Here is a 17,196-nt window from a genome sequence, read left to right on the forward strand (position 1 = left end):
GACGCCAACTCCATCATGTACTACGGGACGTCCCTCCTGTCCTCGTCCGGTGTGGGCGATCAGGCCGCCCTGCTCGCCAACGTCCTGAACGGCGTGACGTCCGTGGTGGCTGTGGTCATTGGCATGTACCTGATGATGCGGGTGCCCCGCATACCCATGCTGATCGTGGGACTGTGCGGCACGGCGACGTCCCTGACGGCCATCGCGGTCATCTCCATGGCCCTGCCGGAGAGCACCCTGCGCGGATATCTGGTGCTGCTGTTTATGGTGACGTTCCTGGCTTCCATGCAGGGGTGCATCGGCACCGTGACGTGGCTGACCATGTCCGAGATCTTCCCCATGCACGTCCGCGGCATCGCCATGGGCATCTGCGTTTTTGTGCTCTGGATGATCAACTTCCTCATCGGTTTCTCCTTCCCGCAGATGGTTTCGTGGATCGGCGTGTCCGGGACGTTCCTCATTTTCGTGGCACTGCAGCTGTGCGCCATTGCCTGGGTCAAGCGCGTGGTTCCGGAAACCAAGGACAAATCCCTGGAGGAGCTGGAGCACCTGTTCAAGCAGCGCTTAGGCGTGCCTGCCTAGGGCGCCGAAAAGGGGCAGCAAAAAACGCCCGACGCCGGCCGGCGTCGGGCGTTTATGTCTCCCGCGGGCGGCGAAGGGTCCTAGAGGGCGATGACGGCGTTCTCCTGCGCACTGCGGCGGGCCGCATCCAGGACCTCCAGCGTCCGGATGCCCTCCGGCGCGGGTACGGGCTTCGGCCCTTCGCCGCGGACTGCCCGGGCAAACTCGGTGTAAAAATCCGCGTAGTTGCCCTGCGCGGAGGGAACGGCTTCGCGGCGATCCCGAAGGGACAAGGTGCCCCAGTTTTCAGCCACATCGACTCCCCACGTGGCAGCATCCTCGGCGGGCCTGCGCCCGGAAAACAAGGCGTCCGCCTGGACGTCAGCACCGGAGGCCACGTAACTGCCCCTGCTGCCGTACGCCCGCAACTCCCGGGTGCTCGAATGGTTCAGTTTGCTGGCGGACACGGTGGAGACGGCACCCGATTTATGCGACAGGGTCAGGAAAAAGCCGCAGTCCGTCCGCTCGCCAAAGCGGTCCGTCCAATCCAGGGTCGCGTGCACGTGGGTGGTCGGTCCCAGAAGCCACAGCATCTGGTCAACCAGGTGGCTGCCGAGGTCCCGAAGCAGTCCACCGCTGGCGCCAAGCTCGAGGCTGCCCGCGTTGTCCTGGTCCATGGTGGAATGGACCCGCCACAGCTCACTAAGTTCACCGCTTGCAAGGACGTTCGCCAGCGTCAGGATATCGGCGTCGCGGCGACGGTTGTGGTTGACGTTCAGGACAACGCCAGCGTTGTCCGCGGCCACGGCCAGTTCCCGCGCAGCCTCCGCATTGGGGCGAAGGGCTTGTCCGCCACAACGTGCACGCCGGCCTTGATGGCTTCCAGGACGAGTTCCTGGCGGGTGTGCGGTGGCGTGGTGATGGTCACCGCATCCACGCCGGCTTCCAGGAGCTCAGCGAGGCTCCAATAGATGGGCAGTCCGGGGAAATCCGCGGCGACCTGGGTTCGTTTCGCGTCGGAACGGGCCACAACGCCCACGAGTTCCACGCCGTCGGCGGCTTCAATGAACGGAGCATGGAAGTACCTGCCGCCAACTCCGTATCCAACAATGCCAATGCGCATGCTTAAGTTCCTTATCTGTGGGAAAGCCCCGTACGACAGGAAGCAGCAAGGAGGCGTCGCCCCCTTGCTGCTTCCATGGTGGTTGTTGGACTGTCAGGCCGTCAGGTTCATCGCCGCGGAGAGCGCTGCGTCGGCGTCCCGCAGGACCGTGGCTGCCACTTCGAGGCCCTCGATGCGGCCCAGGGAGGTGTCCTCGTGTTCGATGTTGACCAGCATGTCCGGGTCCACCTCGTGCAGCGCGCGCAGGAATTCTGTCCAGAAAGCAGTGTCGTGCCCGCGGCCCAGGGCCACGAAGTCCCAGGCCGAGTTCTTGGGCCACTCGTTCGCCCATTCGTCGCCGCCGAGGTTGGTACGGTTTTCCTCGGGGGAGAGCCTGCGGAAGCTGTTGTCCAGGACCCCGTACAGTGCGGCGTTTTCCGTGTTGACCCGGACGTCCTTCGCGGCGGCCTGGAACACCAGGGGACCGAGTTCACGGACCACGGCCACCGGGTCCATCTGCTGCCAGAACAGGTGGGAGGCATCGAGTTCGACGCCGACGTGGGTGGCACCAGTGAGGTCGATGAGCTTGTAGACATCGGAAGTGTTGAACACAATGTTCTGTGGGTGCAGCTCCAGGGCAACTTTGACGTCATGGTCGGCCGCGAGGCGGTCGGTTTCCTTCCAGAACTTCGCGGCTACGCCCCACTGGTAGTCCAGTACGTCCAGTGCCGCAGAGTTCCAGGCGTTGACTACCCAGTTGACGGTGGTGGCGCCGGGCTCGCCCCCGGGCAGGCCGGACATGGTGACCACGCGGTTCTGGCCGAGCCGGTGGGCCAGGCGGATGGAGCGGCGGATGTCCTCGGCGTGCTTCTCGCCGATCGCGCGGTTGGGGTGCAGCGGGTTGCCGTTGCAGTTCAGCCCGGCGATCGAGACGCCGGTGCCTTCGAAGACCGCGAGGTAGTCGTCCCGGGCGGCGTCGCTTTCCAGGATGTCATTGAAGGTGGGGACGTGGACGGCAGGGAGGAAGCCGCCGGTGTTGATTTCGATTCCGGTGAGGCCAAGGTCCGCAATGACCTTCAGTGCCTCGGGAAGCGGCCGGTCGTGCAGGATCGCGTTGTAGACGCCTAGTTTCATAGCGAGATCTTCTTTCCGTTGTTGAGCGCGGATTCGGCGACTGCGCCGAGCAGCTCCATATTGCGGACACCTTCGTCGAAGGTGGCGCAGCGGGGCAGTGAGTCCGCTTCACTAATGCCGGCAACTTCCTCGAGGAATGCCCGGGCCTGGTAGCCGAAGGCATCGTTCTGGCCGAAGCCGACCTCGGGCGCGTCCATGGCAAGGCCGCCGGCGATGTAGGGATGGCCCGGGCCGAGGATGATCTGGCGGTAGCCGTTCTCATTGCCTGAGCCGTCGTTGAGGAACAGCTGGATCTCGGCAGGTCGGCGCTGGTCGAACTTGGCGGCACCGTTTTCGCAGAACACCTCGAACTGCAGGCTGTTGGCGTGCCCGGCGGCGACGCGGGAGACTTCGAAGCTGCCGGCGCCGTTTTCAAACTCTGCGTTGAACGCTGCGTAGTCGTCGTTCTCGACGGCTTCGAAGGTTTCGCTGACGGCAACGTGGTCGTGGCCCATCACGGCGGCGAGCGGCAGCGGGCGCTTCCCGATGACTGTGCTCAGCTGCCCGCCGGAAACGGATTTGATGTCCCCGCACAGGAACTCGGAGATGTACGTCAGGTGGCTTCCGACGTCGGCGAGGGCACCGGAACCGGGGCCGCCCTTGTAGCGCCAGCTCATGGGTGCGGCGGGGCTGAAGCCGTAATCGGTCCAGTAGCGGCCGCTGAAGTGCAGCACATTGCCGAGGAGGCCGTTGCGGATGAGGTCACGGATGTACGCGATGCCGGGGGTGCGGCGGAAGGTGAAGCCGATCCGGGCGATGCTGCCGGCGTTCCGGGCTGCCTCCGCCATGGCACGGGCGTCCGCAAGGGAGTCGCTCAGCGGCTTTTCGCAGAGCACGTGCTTGCCGGCGGCGAGCAGGCCTTCCACCACTTCACGGTGGAGGGAGTTGGCGATGACGACACTAACGACGTCGATGTCGTCGGCTTCGGCAATTGCCTGCCAGGACGTGTCGTTGCGCTCATACCCAAAGCGGCGGGCGGCCAACGAGCCGAACTCGGCATTGACGTCGCCAATTGAGACCAGGCGTACCGGCGGAAGCACGGGGCTGTAGAGGGCGGATGCCGTGCGGTACGCGGCAGCGTGGGCCTTGCCGGCCATGCCTGCACCGATGACGGCGACGCCTAGGCTTTCAGCCATTGATTTCTCCTTCGAAATTTCAGCCGCGGCAGGGACCTCAGCGGCATTTTGGAGCGCTACAATTTGAACGCTGGATCCGAGCGTAACCATGTATGTATGTCCTGTCAATCATCCCGGGATATCCTCTAGTCCGGACACGAAAGGCATTTCCAATGACTGCTCACCGCCCCGAGGCGCGACGCCCCACGATCTATGACGTCGCTAAGCAGGCTGGCGTTTCGCCGTCCCTGGTTTCCCTGGTGCTGCAGAATCCGGTGCGGGTAAGCGACAAGCGCCGTGAAGCGGTCCAGGCGGCCATTCAGGAGCTTGGTTACCGCCCCAGCCGGGCCGCCACGACGCTCGCCAGCAGCCGGACTAAGAGCATCGGCCTGGTCATTGACGACTACCGGAACCTCTGGTTTGTCGACCTGCTCCGGGGGATGGAGTCGGCGCTTACCGACCATGGCTACCATGTGATGCTGGCCGATTCCCGGCCCGGCGAGAACCGTATCAAGGAAGCCGTGGACGGACTGCTTGCCATGCACGTTGACGGGCTGGTGATCGCGGCGGAGCCCAGCGCGTTCATGCTGGCCGGCATGGGGGTGCCCTCCGTGGTGGCCGGATGGCGCGACGGCGTGCCGTCGGGCGCTGACCTCATCACGAACGACGACGACGGCGGCGGCGCCATGGCCGCGGACCACCTGCTGGCGCTTGGGCACAGGCGGATCGGCCACCTCACCGGCTCAGGCGGCGCTGCCGCCCATCGACTGGCAGGCTTCCGCGACCGGCTGCGGGGGTCCGGCTCCGAACCGCTCATCGTGGGGGAGGCTGGTGGCACGTCCGAGGAGGACGGGTACGCCTCGGCGTCCTGGCTGCTGGACCACCATCCGGACACCACAGCCATCTTCGCTGCCAACGACACGATGGCACTGGGCGCCTTCGGTGCCGTCAAGGCGCGCGGTCTTGCGGTTCCAGCGGACATTTCCGTGATCGGATACGACAACTCCACCTTGGCGAAGTCGCGCTACCTCCAGCTGACGTCCGTGGACAACCGAAGCGACCTGGTGGGGGTGGATGTTGCCCACGCGCTGCTGGCCCGTATCCGGGACGCGTCGGCTGGCCCGCAGCGCAAGCTGATCGAGCCCGCCTTGGTGGTCCGGAGCACCACCGCGCCGCCACGATCCCAGGGGTAATAAGGGTCGCTCTACGTCAAAACATCCTAATGTCAGGACAAACTATTGACATTCGTGAGTTGGATCACCATGATCGAGGTAGACAGTGCTCCGGCGGCTGCAGAGTGGCAGCCCGGGGACTGAGAGATCAAAGGAGATTTAGGTGGCTAATTTTTCTTGGCGCAAGGCTGCTCTGGTGGCGGCAGTAGTACCGATGATGGCTTTGAGCGCGTGCTCGAGCACCGGCGGGAGGGCGCCCGAAGCTGCGAACGGCGGTGGCGGCGGCCAGGTCGCCACAACCGAGCGCATGAAGATTGCGTTGATCGCCCACGCCCCTGCGGGTGACACCTTCTGGGACACGGTTCGAAAGGGAGCCGAGGAGGCGGCCGCGAAGGACAACGTTGAACTGCTCTACACCTCCGATCCTGAGGCCGGCCGGCAGGCGCAGCTGATCGAGCAGGCCATCGACCAGAAGGTGGACGGCATTGCGGTAACCCTGGCCACGCCGGACGCCTTGAAGGAGGCGCTGAAGAAAGCCGCCGATGCAGGCATTCCGATTGTCAGCTTCAACGCCGGCGAAGCAGCCTCTGCGCAGCTGGGAGCGTTCACCCACTTCGGCTCCAACGAGCAGCTCGCGGGCCAGGCGGTGGGTTCACGGCTGGCAGAGGGTGGCTACAAGCACCCGGTGTGCGTCATTCAGGCGCAGGGGCACGTGGGCCTCGAGGCGCGGTGTGCCGGCGTGAAGACCAAGGTACCCGGCACGGAAATCCTGTACGTAAACGGAGCGGACATGACGTCGGTCGAATCGACGGCCACCGCGAAGCTCCAGGCATCCAAGGACGCTGATGTCATCATCGGCCTGGGTGCGCCCATTACCCTGACGCTCCTAAAGTCAGTGGCCACCGCCGGTAGTTCTGCCAAGGTTGCCAGCTTTGACCTGAACAAGGAACTTGCCCAAAAAGTATCTGACGGCAGTGTGTTGTTCACGGTGGACCAGCAGCCGTGGCTGCAGGGCTACGGTGCAGTGGATGCGCTGTGGCAGAACCAGCGGGGTGGATTCAGGCTCGGCGGCGGACAGTCGGTCCTGACCGGCCCGGCAATCGTCGACCAGTCCAACGCCGCTGATGTCCTGAAGTTCGCCGAACAGGGTATCCGCTAACAGCCCGCTGGCCGGGCCGGTGAAGGCCGGCCCGGCAGCAAGGAGAATTATCATGACTATGACCCAGACAAAAACGACCACAAAGTCGGCGGTGTCCGACGAGCGTGTGGCCAGGCGCAGTGCGTTCCAGAAGCTGTTGGGCCGGCCCGAGGTCGGCGCCCTGGTAGGTGCGATCGTGCTGTTTATCTTCTTCGCGTTGGTGTCCTCAACGTTTACCCAGCCCAATGCGCTGGCGACCATTCTCTATGGCAGTTCCACGATCGGGATCATGGCGGTGGGGGTGTCCCTGCTGATGATCGGCGGGGAATTCGACCTGTCCACCGGTGTTGCCGTGATCTCCTCGGCCCTGACCGCTTCGATGTTCAGCTGGTACTTCAGCACGAACGTCTGGGTCGGTGTCGGCCTTGCCCTGGTCGTGTCGGTGGGCATCGGCTTCATCAACGGCTGGATCCTGATGAAGACCAAACTGCCCAGCTTCATCGTCACCCTCGCGACGTTCCTGATGCTGACCGGCCTGAACCTGGGCCTGACCCGGCTGATCGGCGGGTCCGTGTCCTCACCCTCGATCTCCAACATGGACGGCTTCGACTCCGCCCGTGCGGTGTTCGCGTCCTCGGTGAACATCGCCGGCATCGAAGTCAAGAACACCGTGTTCATCTGGATCGCACTTGTTGCTGTTGCAACCTGGGTGCTGATGCGGACGAAAGTGGGCAACTGGATCTTCGCAGTAGGCGGCGACGCCAATGCTGCCCGCGCAGTGGGCGTTCCCGTGAAGGCGACCAAGATCGGCCTGTTCATGGCAGTCGGTTTCTGCGGATGGGTCTTGGGTATGCACAACTTGTTCGCGTTCGACGCCGTCCAGTCCGGTGAGGGTGTGGGCAACGAGTTCCTTTACATCATCGCAGCAGTGATTGGCGGGTGCCTCCTGACCGGCGGCTACGGTTCGGCCGTGGGCGGCGCGATCGGCGCGTTCATCTTCGGCATGGCCAACAAGGGCATCGTCTACGCGCAGTGGAACCCGGACTGGTTCAAGTTCTTCCTCGGCCTGATGCTGCTGCTCGCCACCATCGTCAACCTCATCGTCAAGCGCCGCGCGGAACTGAAGTAAGGGGCCCGAGAAATGAATGCCAAAGAGATCGACCAGCAAACACTGCTCCAGAATGAGCGTGACCCCCTCACCCACACTCCCGTGCACCTGCTCTCCCTCGAGGGAGTCGGCAAGCACTACGGCAACATCATTGCGCTGAGCGACGTCACCATGGCCGTGGACAACGGCCGCGTCACCTGCGTGCTGGGGGACAACGGTGCGGGCAAGTCAACACTGATTAAAATCATCGCGGGCCTGCACCAGCACGACGCCGGGACACTGAACATCATGGGCGAGGAACGGAAGTTTGATTCACCCCGCGACGCCCTCGACGCCGGCATCGCCACCGTTTACCAGGACCTCGCGGTGGTGCCCTTGATGCCGATCTGGCGCAACTTCTTCCTCGGCTCCGAGCTCACTCGCGGCTTCGGACCGTTCAAAAGCATGGACGTTGAGAAGATGAAGGCCATCACGCTCAAGGAATTGGCCGAGATGGGTATTGACCTGCGCGATGTGGAACAGCCCATCGGCCAGCTCTCCGGCGGGGAGCGACAGTGTGTCGCCATCGCACGCGCCGTGTACTTCGGCGCCAAAGTCCTCATCCTGGACGAGCCGACGGCGGCCCTCGGCGTTAAGCAGTCGGGCGTAGTTTTGCGCTACATCCTCCAGGCCAGGGACAGAGGACTCGGGGTCATTTTCATTACCCACAACCCGCACCACGCCTTCCCTGTCGGGGACCGGTTCCTCCTGCTTAAGCGGGGCAAATCAATCGGTTATTACGACAAAAAGGACATCACCCTGGACGAGCTCACCGCCCAGATGGCCGGAGGCGCGGAGCTTGCCGAACTTGCGCACGAACTTGAGCAGCTCGGCGGCCACGGCGACGTAGTACAGGAAGTACAGGCCGAAGTTGCCGGCGTCGCCGGAACGGCAGAAGTCCCCAGGGGCAGCAGCGCGCGCCACGCCTAGCAGTCCGTCTGCACCCTTGTTGTTCCACTATTGAAAGGACGAGCCTTTGGCTTACATCACCCACCACCTCACAACAGGCCCGGCGCCTGTTCGAATCGGGCTTATCGGCTCGGGCTGGATGGGCGCGTTCCATGCAGACAGCATTGCCCGCCGCGTCCCCGGCGCCGTTTTGGCGGCCATCGCAGACCCCAATGTCGAATCTGCCCAGGCCCTTGCCGAGGAGCTGAACACGGCGAAGGTGACGGCCAACGCCGAGGACATCCTGGCCGATCCGGAGATTGACGCCGTCATCATCGCCAGCCCGGCCCGGTTCCACGCGTCCCTCATTGCACAGGCTGCAGCAGCCGGGAAGCATGTCTTTTGCGAGAAGCCGGCCGGGCAGGGCCTGGAGGAACTCAACGCCGCGCTCGCAGCGGTCGAAGATGCGGGCGTGCACTTCCAGATCGGCTTCAACCGCCGGTACGCTGACGACTTCCAGGCCGCCAAGAAGGACCTCGCCGCCGGCATCGCCGGAACACCGCAGCTCCTGCGCTCGCTGACCAGGGACCCCGGCAACGGAAGCATCCCCAACGCGGCCCGGGTCCCGGCATGGACCATTTTCCTGGAGACCCTCATCCACGACTTCGACACCCTCAACTGGTTCAACGAAGGTGCCGAGCCGGTAGAGGTTTACGCCGTGGCGGACGCGCTCGTGGAACCCTCCCTGCGTGACCAGGGGTTCCTGGACACCGCGGTAGTGACCATCCGTTACAGCAACGGAGCCGTGGCCGTGGCCGAGGCGAACTTCAGCGCCCTCTACGGGTATGACATCCGCGGCGAGGTGTTCGGCTCGAAGGGAATGGTCCAGGCTGGCCGCGCCACGGAAACGGCGGCCCGCCGGTACACAGCGCAGGGGCTGTCCGCCGACACCCCGCGGCTGAACGTCGAGCTGTTCCGCCAGGCCTACACGGACGAACTTGCCGACTTTGCCGGTGAGGTGCAGGCAAGGCGCGACGGTACGCAGTTGCCGTCGTCCGGCTTCACCCTTACCCCCGGCGCTGCAGACGCCCGCCGTGCCCTGGCCATGGCCCTGGCCTGCATTGAGTCAGTCAAGTCCGGGGCGCCCGTTGCTGTCACGCAGAAGGCAGCCGTTTGATGCGCCTGGCAGTATGCGCGGAAATGGTTTACACCCACCTTCCCTTCGCGGAACGGGTGCGTCGGATCCACGAAGCCGGTTTCGACGTCGAACTGTGGGATTCGCGGGGCAAGGACATCCAGGCGTTGAAGGCCACGGGTGCCGTCTTCTCGTCCATGACGGGCTACACCTCAGGCAGCCTGGTAGACCCCGATACCGCCGATGACGTAGTGCGGACTGCCGAAACGCTGATCCCCACGGCCCTGGAGTTGGGAATCAGCCGCATGGTGGTACATCCGGCGGAACTCATCGACGGCCACGCTGCCCGCCCTGTGTACCGCCCCACCGGCAGGATGTGGGACACCGGCGCGCGGACTCTGGAGCGGCTCGGAAACCTGGGAGAGAAGCACGGCATCACGTTCTGCCTGGAAAACCTCAACACCATCCTTGACCACCCTGGCATCCCCCTTGCGCGGGCAAAAGACACGCTCGCCCTGGTGCAAGCGGCCGGGCATCCCCACGCCAAGCTGATGCTGGACCTTTATCACGCCCAACTGGGCGAGGGGAACCTCATCGAACTGGTGCGAACCGCCCTGCCGTACATTGGCGAAATCCAAGTGGCTGATGTTCCCGGCCGCTGCGAACCTGGAACCGGCGAGATCAACTACGCGGCTGTAGCCTGGGCCCTCGCCGAGCTTGGATACAAGGGCACCGTGGGCATGGAGGCCTGGGCCAAGGATGACAGCGACGCCGCCCTCGACGCCTTTCGAAGCGCCTTCACCGTTTATGCAGAGGAAAAACGATGAAGAATGTAACGCTCGGATTGGTTGGCGTGGGCCGGATCGGGGCCATGCACGCAGACAACATCGTGGCGCTCAACGGTGTCCTGAACCAGAAAGGTATCCAAGTCAGCCTCAAGCTGACGGACGTAGTGGAAGAGCACGCCAGGACCGTCGCGGCCGGCCTGGGCGCCGAGTTCCTCCCTTCTGTGCAGGCGCTGCTCGCCTCCGGCCTGCACGGTCTGGTGATTGCCACCGGTACCGGCACCCATCCCGGCCTCATCAAGGCAGGCGTTGACGCAGGCATCCCGGTCTTCTGCGAGAAGCCCGTGGCGTTGGATGTTCATGACGCCCTGCCGGTGCTGGAGTATGTCCGGGAGCGGCAGGGTGTGGTGCAAATTGGCCACCAGCGGCGCTTTGACCCCGGTTACCTCGAAGCGCGGCGTGCCTACCAGGCGGGTGAGCTCGGCTGGATCCATTCGCTGCGCGCGCTCACGTGTGACATGGCGCCGCCGCCCGTCGAGTTCCTGGCCGGTTCAGGCGGTTTGTTCCGGGACTGCTCGGTGCACGATTTCGACATCCTGCGCTGGTTGACGGGCAGGGAGATCGTGGAAGTGTTCGCGAAGGGTTCCAATAACGGAGATCCCGCCATCGGTGCAGTGGGGGACGTGGACACCGTACTTGCGTTAGTGACGTTCGACGACGGGACTTTGGGTTCGGTCTCCGCTACCCGTTACAACGGGGCCGGCCACGACGTCCGGTTGGAGATCCAGGGGTCCCGGGGGTCGCTGCTGGTGGGGCTTGATGACAAAACAGCACTCGCCTCGGCAGAAGCCGGCGTCGGCTTTCCCGCCGGTGAACCGCACCATACCTTCGCAGAAAGGTTTGGTGCCGCCTACCGCGCCGAGATGGCGGCGTTTGTGGAGCTGATTTTGGGTTTGCGCGAGAATCCCTGCACCCCGGAGGACGCCGTGATGGCGTCCCGGGTGGCGGACGCTGCACAGGAGTCCCTGGCCACCGGAGTGCCGGTGCGTGTTGCCCAGAAGGTGGCCAGCTAAAGGTCTTTCCGTAACAACTGATGCTCCGTTCCGCAGTGCGGTACGGAGCATCAATTGTTTCCGTCATCAGTTGTTTCGGGCGCTCAGCCCGTGAAGGGCAGCCGCGGGTCGATGTCCTGGCCCTCCCACGTCTGGCGGATCCAGCCGTGGTGCGGATCGTCGCTGATGAGCCAGTCGCGGACCGGACCGGGCCCCGCCATGACGTTGAGGTAGTACAGGTCGTACCCGGGCGCAGCCATGGCAGGACCGTGCCAGCCGTACGGAACCAACACAACGTCCCCGGTGCGGACTTCCGCGGACACGTCGATGGGCCGCTCGTCCGAGGCGTAGACCCGCTGGTAGCCGATGGCATCGCCGTCCGCGGGTGCAGCCGAACCGGCCGCCATCTGTGTCTCGAAGTAGTAGATCTCCTCAAGGCTGGTCTCGCCATCCTTCTCCTCGTCGTGCTTGTGAGGAGGATAGGAGGACCAGTTGCCCGCCGGTGTGATGACTTCGCAGACGATGAAGCGGTCAGCTTCCAGCGCGGCCGGCGTGCCGAAGTTGTGCACCTGGCGGGAGCAGTTTCCCGCCCCGCGCAGTTCCACCGGAATTTCAGCAGCGGTCACCAGCCGGGTGGGGTAGGACGTTTTGGCCGGCGCGCTCGCCACCGCCACCCTGCCGCCGTCGGCAGAGCTGATGGTGAGGGCTTTTCCGGTGCCTGTGTACAGCACGTCGCTGGGGCCGTTGAAGACGCTTGCCCTGCCGGCCAATGTGAAGTCCTCACCGTCCACGGCGGCCGTGAAGGAACCGTTGAGCGGCACCACGATGCGCTCCTCGGCAGAGGGCGGAAGTTCGACGGCGGCGCCTGGCCCGAGCGTTGCGACCCTCAATCCCGTGTGGTGCCAGCCGTCGACCTTGAGTGCTGAATCGGATGTTCCCAACGAAACGTCCCAGCTGCCGTCGGCGGCGGAACCCAGCGGATATACCCAGTTGGCCATAGATTTTGCTCTCTCCTTCAGGAGCAGGCGCCCGGATGTGGCGCCTGCGAGGGTTCAGCGCTTTGCGCCGTGTCAGTGGTTCGTCGGGCTCAGCGCTGCACCAGGGTCATTTCGAAACTGTAGGAATCGCCCCGGTAGACATGGTGGCCGGTTTCCACATTGCGTCCGGTGTCGTCCACGGCGGTGCGCTCCATGGTCACCAGGGCCGAGCCGGGTTCGGTTTCCAGCAGGGGTGCCTGGTAGTCGTTGGCCACCATCGCTCCGATGCGCTGCGAAGCGAGCCGGAAGTTCACGCCGCCGTTGCGCAGGATGCCGTAGAGCCCCTGCTCGCTGAGCTGGGCTTCGTCAATGGACGTGATGTCATCCCGCACCCAATTTTCCATCAGTGCCAAGGGTTTGCCGCCCACCCTGCGCAGGCGGGTGAAGTGATAGACCTTGGCCCCGGCGGGGAGATGTAGGGCTTCCCGGGTGGCCGCATCGGCTTCAATATGGGAGAAGCTGAGGACCTCGGTTGTGGGTTTGCTGCCGTTATTACTGAGGTCATCGTAGAGGCTGGAGAGTTCCAGCGGCCTGCGGACCTGGCTGGAAACCACTTGGGTTCCCACACCGCGCTTGCGCACCAGCAGCCCGGATCGGACTAGTTCGTCCATGGCTTTGCGCATGGTGGGCCGGGACAGGTTGAGCTGGGCGGCAAGATCGATCTCGTTGTCCAGCCGGCTGCCGGGAGGGAGCACTCCGGTGTGGATGGCCGCTTCGATGCCTTGCACCACCTGATGGTAAAGGGGCACCGGCGAAGAGCGGTCGATGCTGAGGTTTAGTTGATTCGCCATGAAGCGCTCCCTTGTGGCCGCGGCGCCCGGTCTGCCCGGACCCGCGAATGTCAGCCTATGTTCGCTTGATAGGACATACTGCCTTTGTTGACGATAATAGCAGGCACTTTTGGGCCCGCCAAGGACTCCGCAGGGGAGCCCACCCGGGAGCGTCCTACTAGGCTGGGCGGATGAGCAACCGATTTCTGGCGCGTCAGTTTAACGCATGAATCTCTCCGGCAATCTTGGCCCCAGCCCCCGCAGCCTTGAGGTGGACGATCTCGCTACCTTCGATCGGCTGGTCAGCGCGCGCGGAGTGGACCTGGACGGCTGGCATGCCCAGTCGCTGGACCTGCGCGGGCGGGCCGCGGCCCTGGAGCAGGTGAACGTTGAGGGCGCCATTTTCCTTGGCTGTTCCTTTGACGAGGGGATGGAGGATCTTCTCCGACGGCGGGGCGCCCTGATTTTCCCGCGCCTCGAGGCAGTTCCGTTCAACCCCTACCGGGCCGGTTTGTACTCGCCGGCCGAGCTGTACGCCGGCCTCGCGGATGCCCCGTATGAAGAGCTGCCGGACGCACAGATCTACCAGTGGAGCATTCAGCCGGGGCAGCGGCACCGGCTGGATGCCACCCTCGCGTCGGCGCTGCACGACCACGCCATCGGTGATGCGCTGGAAGAAGCCATTCATTCCGGACCCTTCTCCACCCGGTCCGTTGTCGGCGTGATGGGCGGCCATGCGGCCCAGCGGGGGAGCGCGGACTATGCCCAGGCAGCACGGCTCGGCGGGCTGCTGGCCCGGGACGGGCACGTGGTGGCAACCGGCGGGGGACCGGGAGCCATGGAGGCAGCTAACCTGGGCGCCTACCTGAGCCAGGCGGGCGACGACGGGATGGCGGCTGCGCTGGAAAAGCTCGCCGCCGTCCCGGGGTTCCGTCCCTCGGTGTCCGCGTGGGCGCGGGCGGCGGCTGCCGTCGTCGAACGTTACCCGGACGGAAGGCCGTCGCTGGGCATCCCCACCTGGTTCTACGGCCATGAGCCGCCCAACTACTTCGCCACCCACATCGCCAAGTACTTCGCCAACGCCATCCGCGAGGCAATCCTGCTCGAGCTCTGCCAAGGGGGCATCATCTTCCTGCCCGGTGCCGCCGGCACCGTCCAGGAGATCTTCCAGGACGCCTGCGAAAACTACTACGGCGCCCGCGAGAAAATCACCCCCATGGTGCTGGTGGGCAGGAACCACTGGGAACACCAGTACCCGGCGTGGCCCATGCTCCGCAGCCTGGCCGCGGGCAGGCCGATGGCAGACCGGATTTTTCTGGTGGACACAGTTGACGAAGCGGTGGAAACACTGCGGGGCTAGCCAGGATGGCCGGCCGCGGCAGGGCGGCTCAGAGGTCCTTGCGGCATTGTGCCTTGCCCAATTCGTAGAGGCCGTTGAGGTCCCCATTGGACAGCCCCTCGGGAGTGCCGATCTCCGGGTACATCAGTTGGGTGGGGTCCTCCACATGGTCCAGCCCCATGACATGGCTGAGTTCGTGCAGGATGACCGCAGTGGCGTAGAGGTGGCCGTCGGGGTCCAGCAGTTCATCGGCAATCTGCGGGGCGTCCAGGTCCAGGCCGCCGGTCACGAAGGTCTTGGGTCCGTCGTCGTAGCCGTAGTGGGTGCTGCCGCCGGTGCCGATCACTTTGCCTTTGAGCTGCGGCGCGACTTCCGGGGTGGTCCACGCGATGAGGAGCGGCGCCCAGCGCTCGCCGTAGGCATCGGGCTGGTACGGCGGCCGCTGGGGAGACGGCAGTTCGGTGGTGGTGCCGTCGTAGACGAACTTTATGCCCGTGGCCGCGGAAATAGTAGAGATGGCGTCGGGAACCAGGTGCTCCGAGCCCGCGGGCGCCAGCTCATCATTGATGACGTAGTGCAGCGGCCGACACGGGGAGTACCCCACCGGGCTGCCGTCGCCGTTGACCGCCAGGAACCGGTAGGAATCACTGCCCACCGCTGGTGGTACGGGCGCCCCCAAGGGAGCTTCCTCTTCCTCGACTCCCGCCGGCGGCGCTGCTGTGCGTGCCTCCGCCGCCGACTGCCCTCCAACTTCCCCGGCGGTTCCGGCTTCGGGCACGCGGCCCTCTTGCCCGCCCGGGCCTGGGCCAAGGCGGACATCGAGGAAATCCTTGAACCGGGGATCATCCAGCACCAGCGCCGCCCCCAACAACGATGCGGAGAACAGGGCACCTGTGAGTACGAACCGAAGGGCCCGGCCGGTGCTTCCAGGGCGCGCCCGCCTCCCGGCGTGGCGCGGCGGCTGCCCGTCCACTACTGCACCCCCTATATTCGGTCCCGCTCATCCGCTGCTGCCGGCGAACCTGTTGCTATCGAACTTTACTGCTGGTGAGCCCTGCTGCTGGTGGACAACGAGCTCTACTGCTAGTGGATGACGGTGCCGAAGACCAGCCCGAGCAGGTAGGTGACCGCCGCGGCGCCCAGCCCGATGGCGAGCTGGCGCAGGCCCCGGGTAAGCGGTGACGTTCCGGAGAGCAGGCCCACGATGCCGCCGGTGACCAGCAGGGCAAGGCCCACGAGAACACCTGCCACCACCAGGGCTGCTACACCGGTCATGCCGAACAGGAACGGCAGGATGGGGACAATGGCCCCTGAGGCGAAGAAGCAGAAGCTGGACAGGGCCGCGCCCCACGCCGTGCCCACTGCCTCGTGCTGGTCCTCTGCCTCGGGAAGCTCCGGCTGCAGGGAAAGGCTGGGGTCGCAGTCGCAGGACAGGAGGCCCATGCGTTCGGCAACGCGGTGCTGCGCTGCCTCCTGGGACATACCCCTGGCCAGATAGACGAGCAGCAATTCGTTGTGCTCGATGTCCAGTTTGGGGGCTGCTGCCAGAGTCACCTGGGTGGGGCGGGTGGCCGCGAGGAGTTCGCGCTGGGAGCGGACCGAAATGAATTCTCCGGCTCCCATGGACATTGCACCTGCCAGCAGGCCGGCAATGCCGCTGAGCAGCACCACACTGCTGGCCACGCCGGACGCCGCCATACCCATCACCAGGGAAAGGTTGCTTACCAGGCCGTCGTTGGCGCCGAAAACGGCGGCGCGGAAGGTTCCCGCCAAGCGGTTGCGCCCCCGAGTGGCCAGTCCGCGGACCACTTCTTCGTGGATCTGCTCGTCGGCAGCCATCGCGTCCGTGGCGTTGGGGTCCTTGGCGTAGGGGGAGCGGCCTTCTGCCCTCTGGGCAAGGGCCAGTACGAACACGGACCCGAAATGCCGCGCCAGGAACCCCAGCAGCTGGCTTCGCATCGACGCCGGGCGGGGCTTGCCGGCGTTTTCCCCGAGGAGGCCCAGCCAGTGGGCCTCGTGCCGTCCCTCTGCTTCGGCAAGGGCCAGGAGGATCTCCCGTTCTTCACCCTGCCGGTTCTGCGCCAGGTCCCGGTAGACAGCTGCCTCGGCACGCTCGTCTGCGAGGTACTGGCGCCAGCGGCGGATGTCCGCGGAGGTGGGCTGGGGTACCGGCCGGCGGTCGAATGCGGCCCCGGACGAGCCGTTGCCGGCGGGGCCGGAATCTAAGGGAAACGACTCTGATGGGGCTGCGCGGTGGCGGTATGGATCGGCGTGCTGAGACACGGAAACTCCTGGGCTGGATGGGGCATGGTTCGGCCCCATTGCACCGCCAGCTTACCGCGTAAATCCGCGGTTTTTCGGCTGGCTTCCCTCACTCCGGAGTTTCGGTATCCCTCAAAACGCAGGGTTTTCAGGGGCTCGAGCACCCAACGCGCTGACCCTTGACCGCGGCACCGTGCGGTGCTGTGATGAAACTGTGGCGCACGCCAGCGCGCACCCGAAAGAGCACGTCAGAGGCGAACAAACGGAGGTCGCACAATGAACACCACCGGACAGCACCCGGACATGCCCCACCTTGATTCGGTAGAAGCCGATCCCGCTTACGACTATGCCGAGGATGTGCCCGTCAGTGAAGAAGACTGGGACACCGAGGATGAATTCCTGGACGCGGAGGAACCCGTAGTCCAAACGCCGCCCGTCATCATCGACGCAGAGGAACGCGTGGTCCCGCTGGATGACGACGAATTCCGCGAGGCTCAATAGAACGGACGACGGCGGCACC

General features: G+C 64.9%; 18 protein-coding genes. 10 read left to right on the forward strand and 8 right to left on the reverse strand.

All coding sequences use genetic code 11. The annotated features are described in order from the left end of the window. The coding region (locus tag AC50X7_RS13675) for an MFS transporter (RefSeq protein WP_494979514.1) at positions 1-582 on the forward strand (582 nt) is incomplete at its 5' end. Between the two features lie 80 nt (positions 583-662). Here AC50X7_RS13675 and AC50X7_RS13680 read toward each other — a convergent pair. The 4 genes from AC50X7_RS13680 to AC50X7_RS13695 form a co-directional block, all read right to left on the reverse strand. Next, complete coding sequence (locus AC50X7_RS13680) at positions 663-1,367, reverse strand: Gfo/Idh/MocA family oxidoreductase (protein ID WP_494979515.1); 705 nt, start codon at positions 1,365-1,367, stop codon at positions 663-665. Further along, the gene (locus tag AC50X7_RS13685) at positions 1,337-1,684 is read right to left on the reverse strand and encodes a Gfo/Idh/MocA family protein (protein WP_494979516.1); all 348 of its coding nucleotides are present in this window, start codon (positions 1,682-1,684) and stop codon (positions 1,337-1,339) included. The genes AC50X7_RS13680 and AC50X7_RS13685 overlap by 31 nt, the downstream gene beginning before the upstream one ends. 93 nt (positions 1,685-1,777) lie before the next feature. Beyond that, entirely contained in the window at positions 1,778-2,797 is a 1,020-nt protein-coding gene (locus tag AC50X7_RS13690) for a sugar phosphate isomerase/epimerase family protein (protein WP_494979517.1), read from the reverse strand. Continuing rightward, entirely contained in the window at positions 2,794-3,972 is a 1,179-nt protein-coding gene (locus tag AC50X7_RS13695; protein WP_494979518.1) for a Gfo/Idh/MocA family protein, read from the reverse strand. Before AC50X7_RS13695 ends, AC50X7_RS13690 begins: the two co-directional genes overlap by 4 nt. A 152-nt stretch (positions 3,973-4,124) precedes the next feature. Between AC50X7_RS13695 and AC50X7_RS13700 the strand changes: the two genes are divergently transcribed. The 7 genes from AC50X7_RS13700 (at position 4,125) to AC50X7_RS13730 (ending at position 11,289) form a co-directional block, all read left to right on the forward strand. Then, the gene (locus AC50X7_RS13700) at positions 4,125-5,144 is read left to right on the forward strand and encodes a LacI family DNA-binding transcriptional regulator (protein ID WP_494979519.1); all 1,020 of its coding nucleotides are present in this window, start codon (positions 4,125-4,127) and stop codon (positions 5,142-5,144) included. A 142-nt stretch (positions 5,145-5,286) separates the two neighbouring features. Next, positions 5,287-6,282 (forward strand): substrate-binding domain-containing protein, encoded by a 996-nt coding sequence (locus AC50X7_RS13705; protein WP_494979520.1) that lies wholly within the window; start codon positions 5,287-5,289, stop codon positions 6,280-6,282. A 58-nt stretch (positions 6,283-6,340) separates the two neighbouring features. Next, entirely contained in the window at positions 6,341-7,390 is a 1,050-nt protein-coding gene (locus AC50X7_RS13710) for an ABC transporter permease (RefSeq protein WP_494979627.1), read from the forward strand. Positions 7,391-7,402: 12 nt separating this feature from the next. Beyond that, positions 7,403-8,338: an ATP-binding cassette domain-containing protein gene (locus AC50X7_RS13715; RefSeq protein ID WP_494979521.1), complete on the forward strand. Its 936-nt coding sequence runs from the start codon at positions 7,403-7,405 to the stop codon at positions 8,336-8,338. Between the two features lie 46 nt (positions 8,339-8,384). Next, positions 8,385-9,473 carry a Gfo/Idh/MocA family oxidoreductase gene (locus tag AC50X7_RS13720; RefSeq protein WP_494979522.1) on the forward strand — a complete coding sequence of 363 codons (1,089 nt, stop codon included), beginning with the start codon at positions 8,385-8,387 and terminating at the stop codon, positions 9,471-9,473. Beyond that, positions 9,473-10,258, forward strand: a complete 786-nt coding sequence (locus tag AC50X7_RS13725) for a TIM barrel protein (protein WP_494979523.1) — start codon at positions 9,473-9,475, stop codon at positions 10,256-10,258. Before AC50X7_RS13720 ends, AC50X7_RS13725 begins: the two co-directional genes overlap by 1 nt. After that, complete coding sequence (locus tag AC50X7_RS13730) at positions 10,255-11,289, forward strand: Gfo/Idh/MocA family oxidoreductase (protein WP_494979524.1); 1,035 nt, start codon at positions 10,255-10,257, stop codon at positions 11,287-11,289. The genes AC50X7_RS13725 and AC50X7_RS13730 overlap by 4 nt, the downstream gene beginning before the upstream one ends. Positions 11,290-11,372: 83 nt before the next feature. Here AC50X7_RS13730 and iolB read toward each other — a convergent pair whose 3' ends face one another. Both iolB and AC50X7_RS13740 read right to left on the reverse strand, forming a co-directional pair. Continuing rightward, complete coding sequence (gene iolB, locus AC50X7_RS13735; protein ID WP_494979525.1) at positions 11,373-12,266, reverse strand: 5-deoxy-glucuronate isomerase; 894 nt, start codon at positions 12,264-12,266, stop codon at positions 11,373-11,375. Between the two features lie 89 nt (positions 12,267-12,355). After that, positions 12,356-13,096 (reverse strand): GntR family transcriptional regulator, encoded by a 741-nt coding sequence (locus AC50X7_RS13740; protein ID WP_494979526.1) that lies wholly within the window; start codon positions 13,094-13,096, stop codon positions 12,356-12,358. 205 nt (positions 13,097-13,301) lie between these two features. On the opposite strand from AC50X7_RS13740, the gene AC50X7_RS13745 reads away from it, so the two are divergent. Next, on the forward strand, positions 13,302-14,435 hold the full coding sequence (locus tag AC50X7_RS13745) for an LOG family protein (RefSeq protein ID WP_494979527.1): 1,134 nt from the start codon (positions 13,302-13,304) through the stop codon (positions 14,433-14,435). A 28-nt stretch (positions 14,436-14,463) separates the two neighbouring features. On the opposite strand, the gene AC50X7_RS13750 is transcribed toward AC50X7_RS13745, so the two are convergent. Further along, positions 14,464-15,387, reverse strand: coding sequence for a matrixin family metalloprotease (locus AC50X7_RS13750; protein WP_494979528.1), 924 nt, complete (start codon positions 15,385-15,387; stop codon positions 14,464-14,466). A gap of 110 nt (positions 15,388-15,497) precedes the next feature. Continuing rightward, positions 15,498-16,697, reverse strand: a complete 1,200-nt coding sequence (locus AC50X7_RS13755) for a VIT1/CCC1 transporter family protein (RefSeq protein ID WP_494979529.1) — start codon at positions 16,695-16,697, stop codon at positions 15,498-15,500. Between the two features lie 255 nt (positions 16,698-16,952). On the opposite strand from AC50X7_RS13755, the gene AC50X7_RS13760 reads away from it, so the two are divergent. Continuing rightward, positions 16,953-17,177, forward strand: a complete 225-nt coding sequence (locus AC50X7_RS13760) for a hypothetical protein (RefSeq protein ID WP_307096402.1) — start codon at positions 16,953-16,955, stop codon at positions 17,175-17,177. Positions 17,178-17,196: the final 19 nt, after the last annotated feature.

It is taken from the genome of Pseudarthrobacter sp. Hb11, assembly GCF_059383655.1.

Bases quoted from the DNA above. Each gene is read 5' to 3' on its own strand.
- AC50X7_RS13725 (WP_494979523.1), top strand. From the start codon at position 9,473: ATGCGCCTGGCAGTATGCGCGGAAATGGTTTACACCCACCTTCCCTTC.
- AC50X7_RS13695 (WP_494979518.1), bottom strand. From the start codon at position 3,972: ATGGCTGAAAGCCTAGGCGTCGCCGTCATCGGTGCAGGCATGGCCGGC.
- AC50X7_RS13690 (WP_494979517.1), bottom strand. From the start codon at position 2,797: ATGAAACTAGGCGTCTACAACGCGATCCTGCACGACCGGCCGCTTCCC.
- AC50X7_RS13745 (WP_494979527.1), top strand. From the start codon at position 13,302: ATGAATCTCTCCGGCAATCTTGGCCCCAGCCCCCGCAGCCTTGAGGTG.
- AC50X7_RS13760 (WP_307096402.1), top strand. From the start codon at position 16,953: ATGAACACCACCGGACAGCACCCGGACATGCCCCACCTTGATTCGGTA.
- AC50X7_RS13740 (WP_494979526.1), bottom strand. From the start codon at position 13,096: ATGGCGAATCAACTAAACCTCAGCATCGACCGCTCTTCGCCGGTGCCC.
- AC50X7_RS13730 (WP_494979524.1), top strand. From the start codon at position 10,255: ATGAAGAATGTAACGCTCGGATTGGTTGGCGTGGGCCGGATCGGGGCC.
- AC50X7_RS13715 (WP_494979521.1), top strand. From the start codon at position 7,403: ATGAATGCCAAAGAGATCGACCAGCAAACACTGCTCCAGAATGAGCGT.
- AC50X7_RS13710 (WP_494979627.1), top strand. From the start codon at position 6,341: ATGACCCAGACAAAAACGACCACAAAGTCGGCGGTGTCCGACGAGCGT.
- AC50X7_RS13700 (WP_494979519.1), top strand. From the start codon at position 4,125: ATGACTGCTCACCGCCCCGAGGCGCGACGCCCCACGATCTATGACGTC.
- iolB (WP_494979525.1), bottom strand. From the start codon at position 12,266: ATGGCCAACTGGGTATATCCGCTGGGTTCCGCCGCCGACGGCAGCTGG.
- AC50X7_RS13685 (WP_494979516.1), bottom strand. From the start codon at position 1,684: ATGCGCATTGGCATTGTTGGATACGGAGTTGGCGGCAGGTACTTCCAT.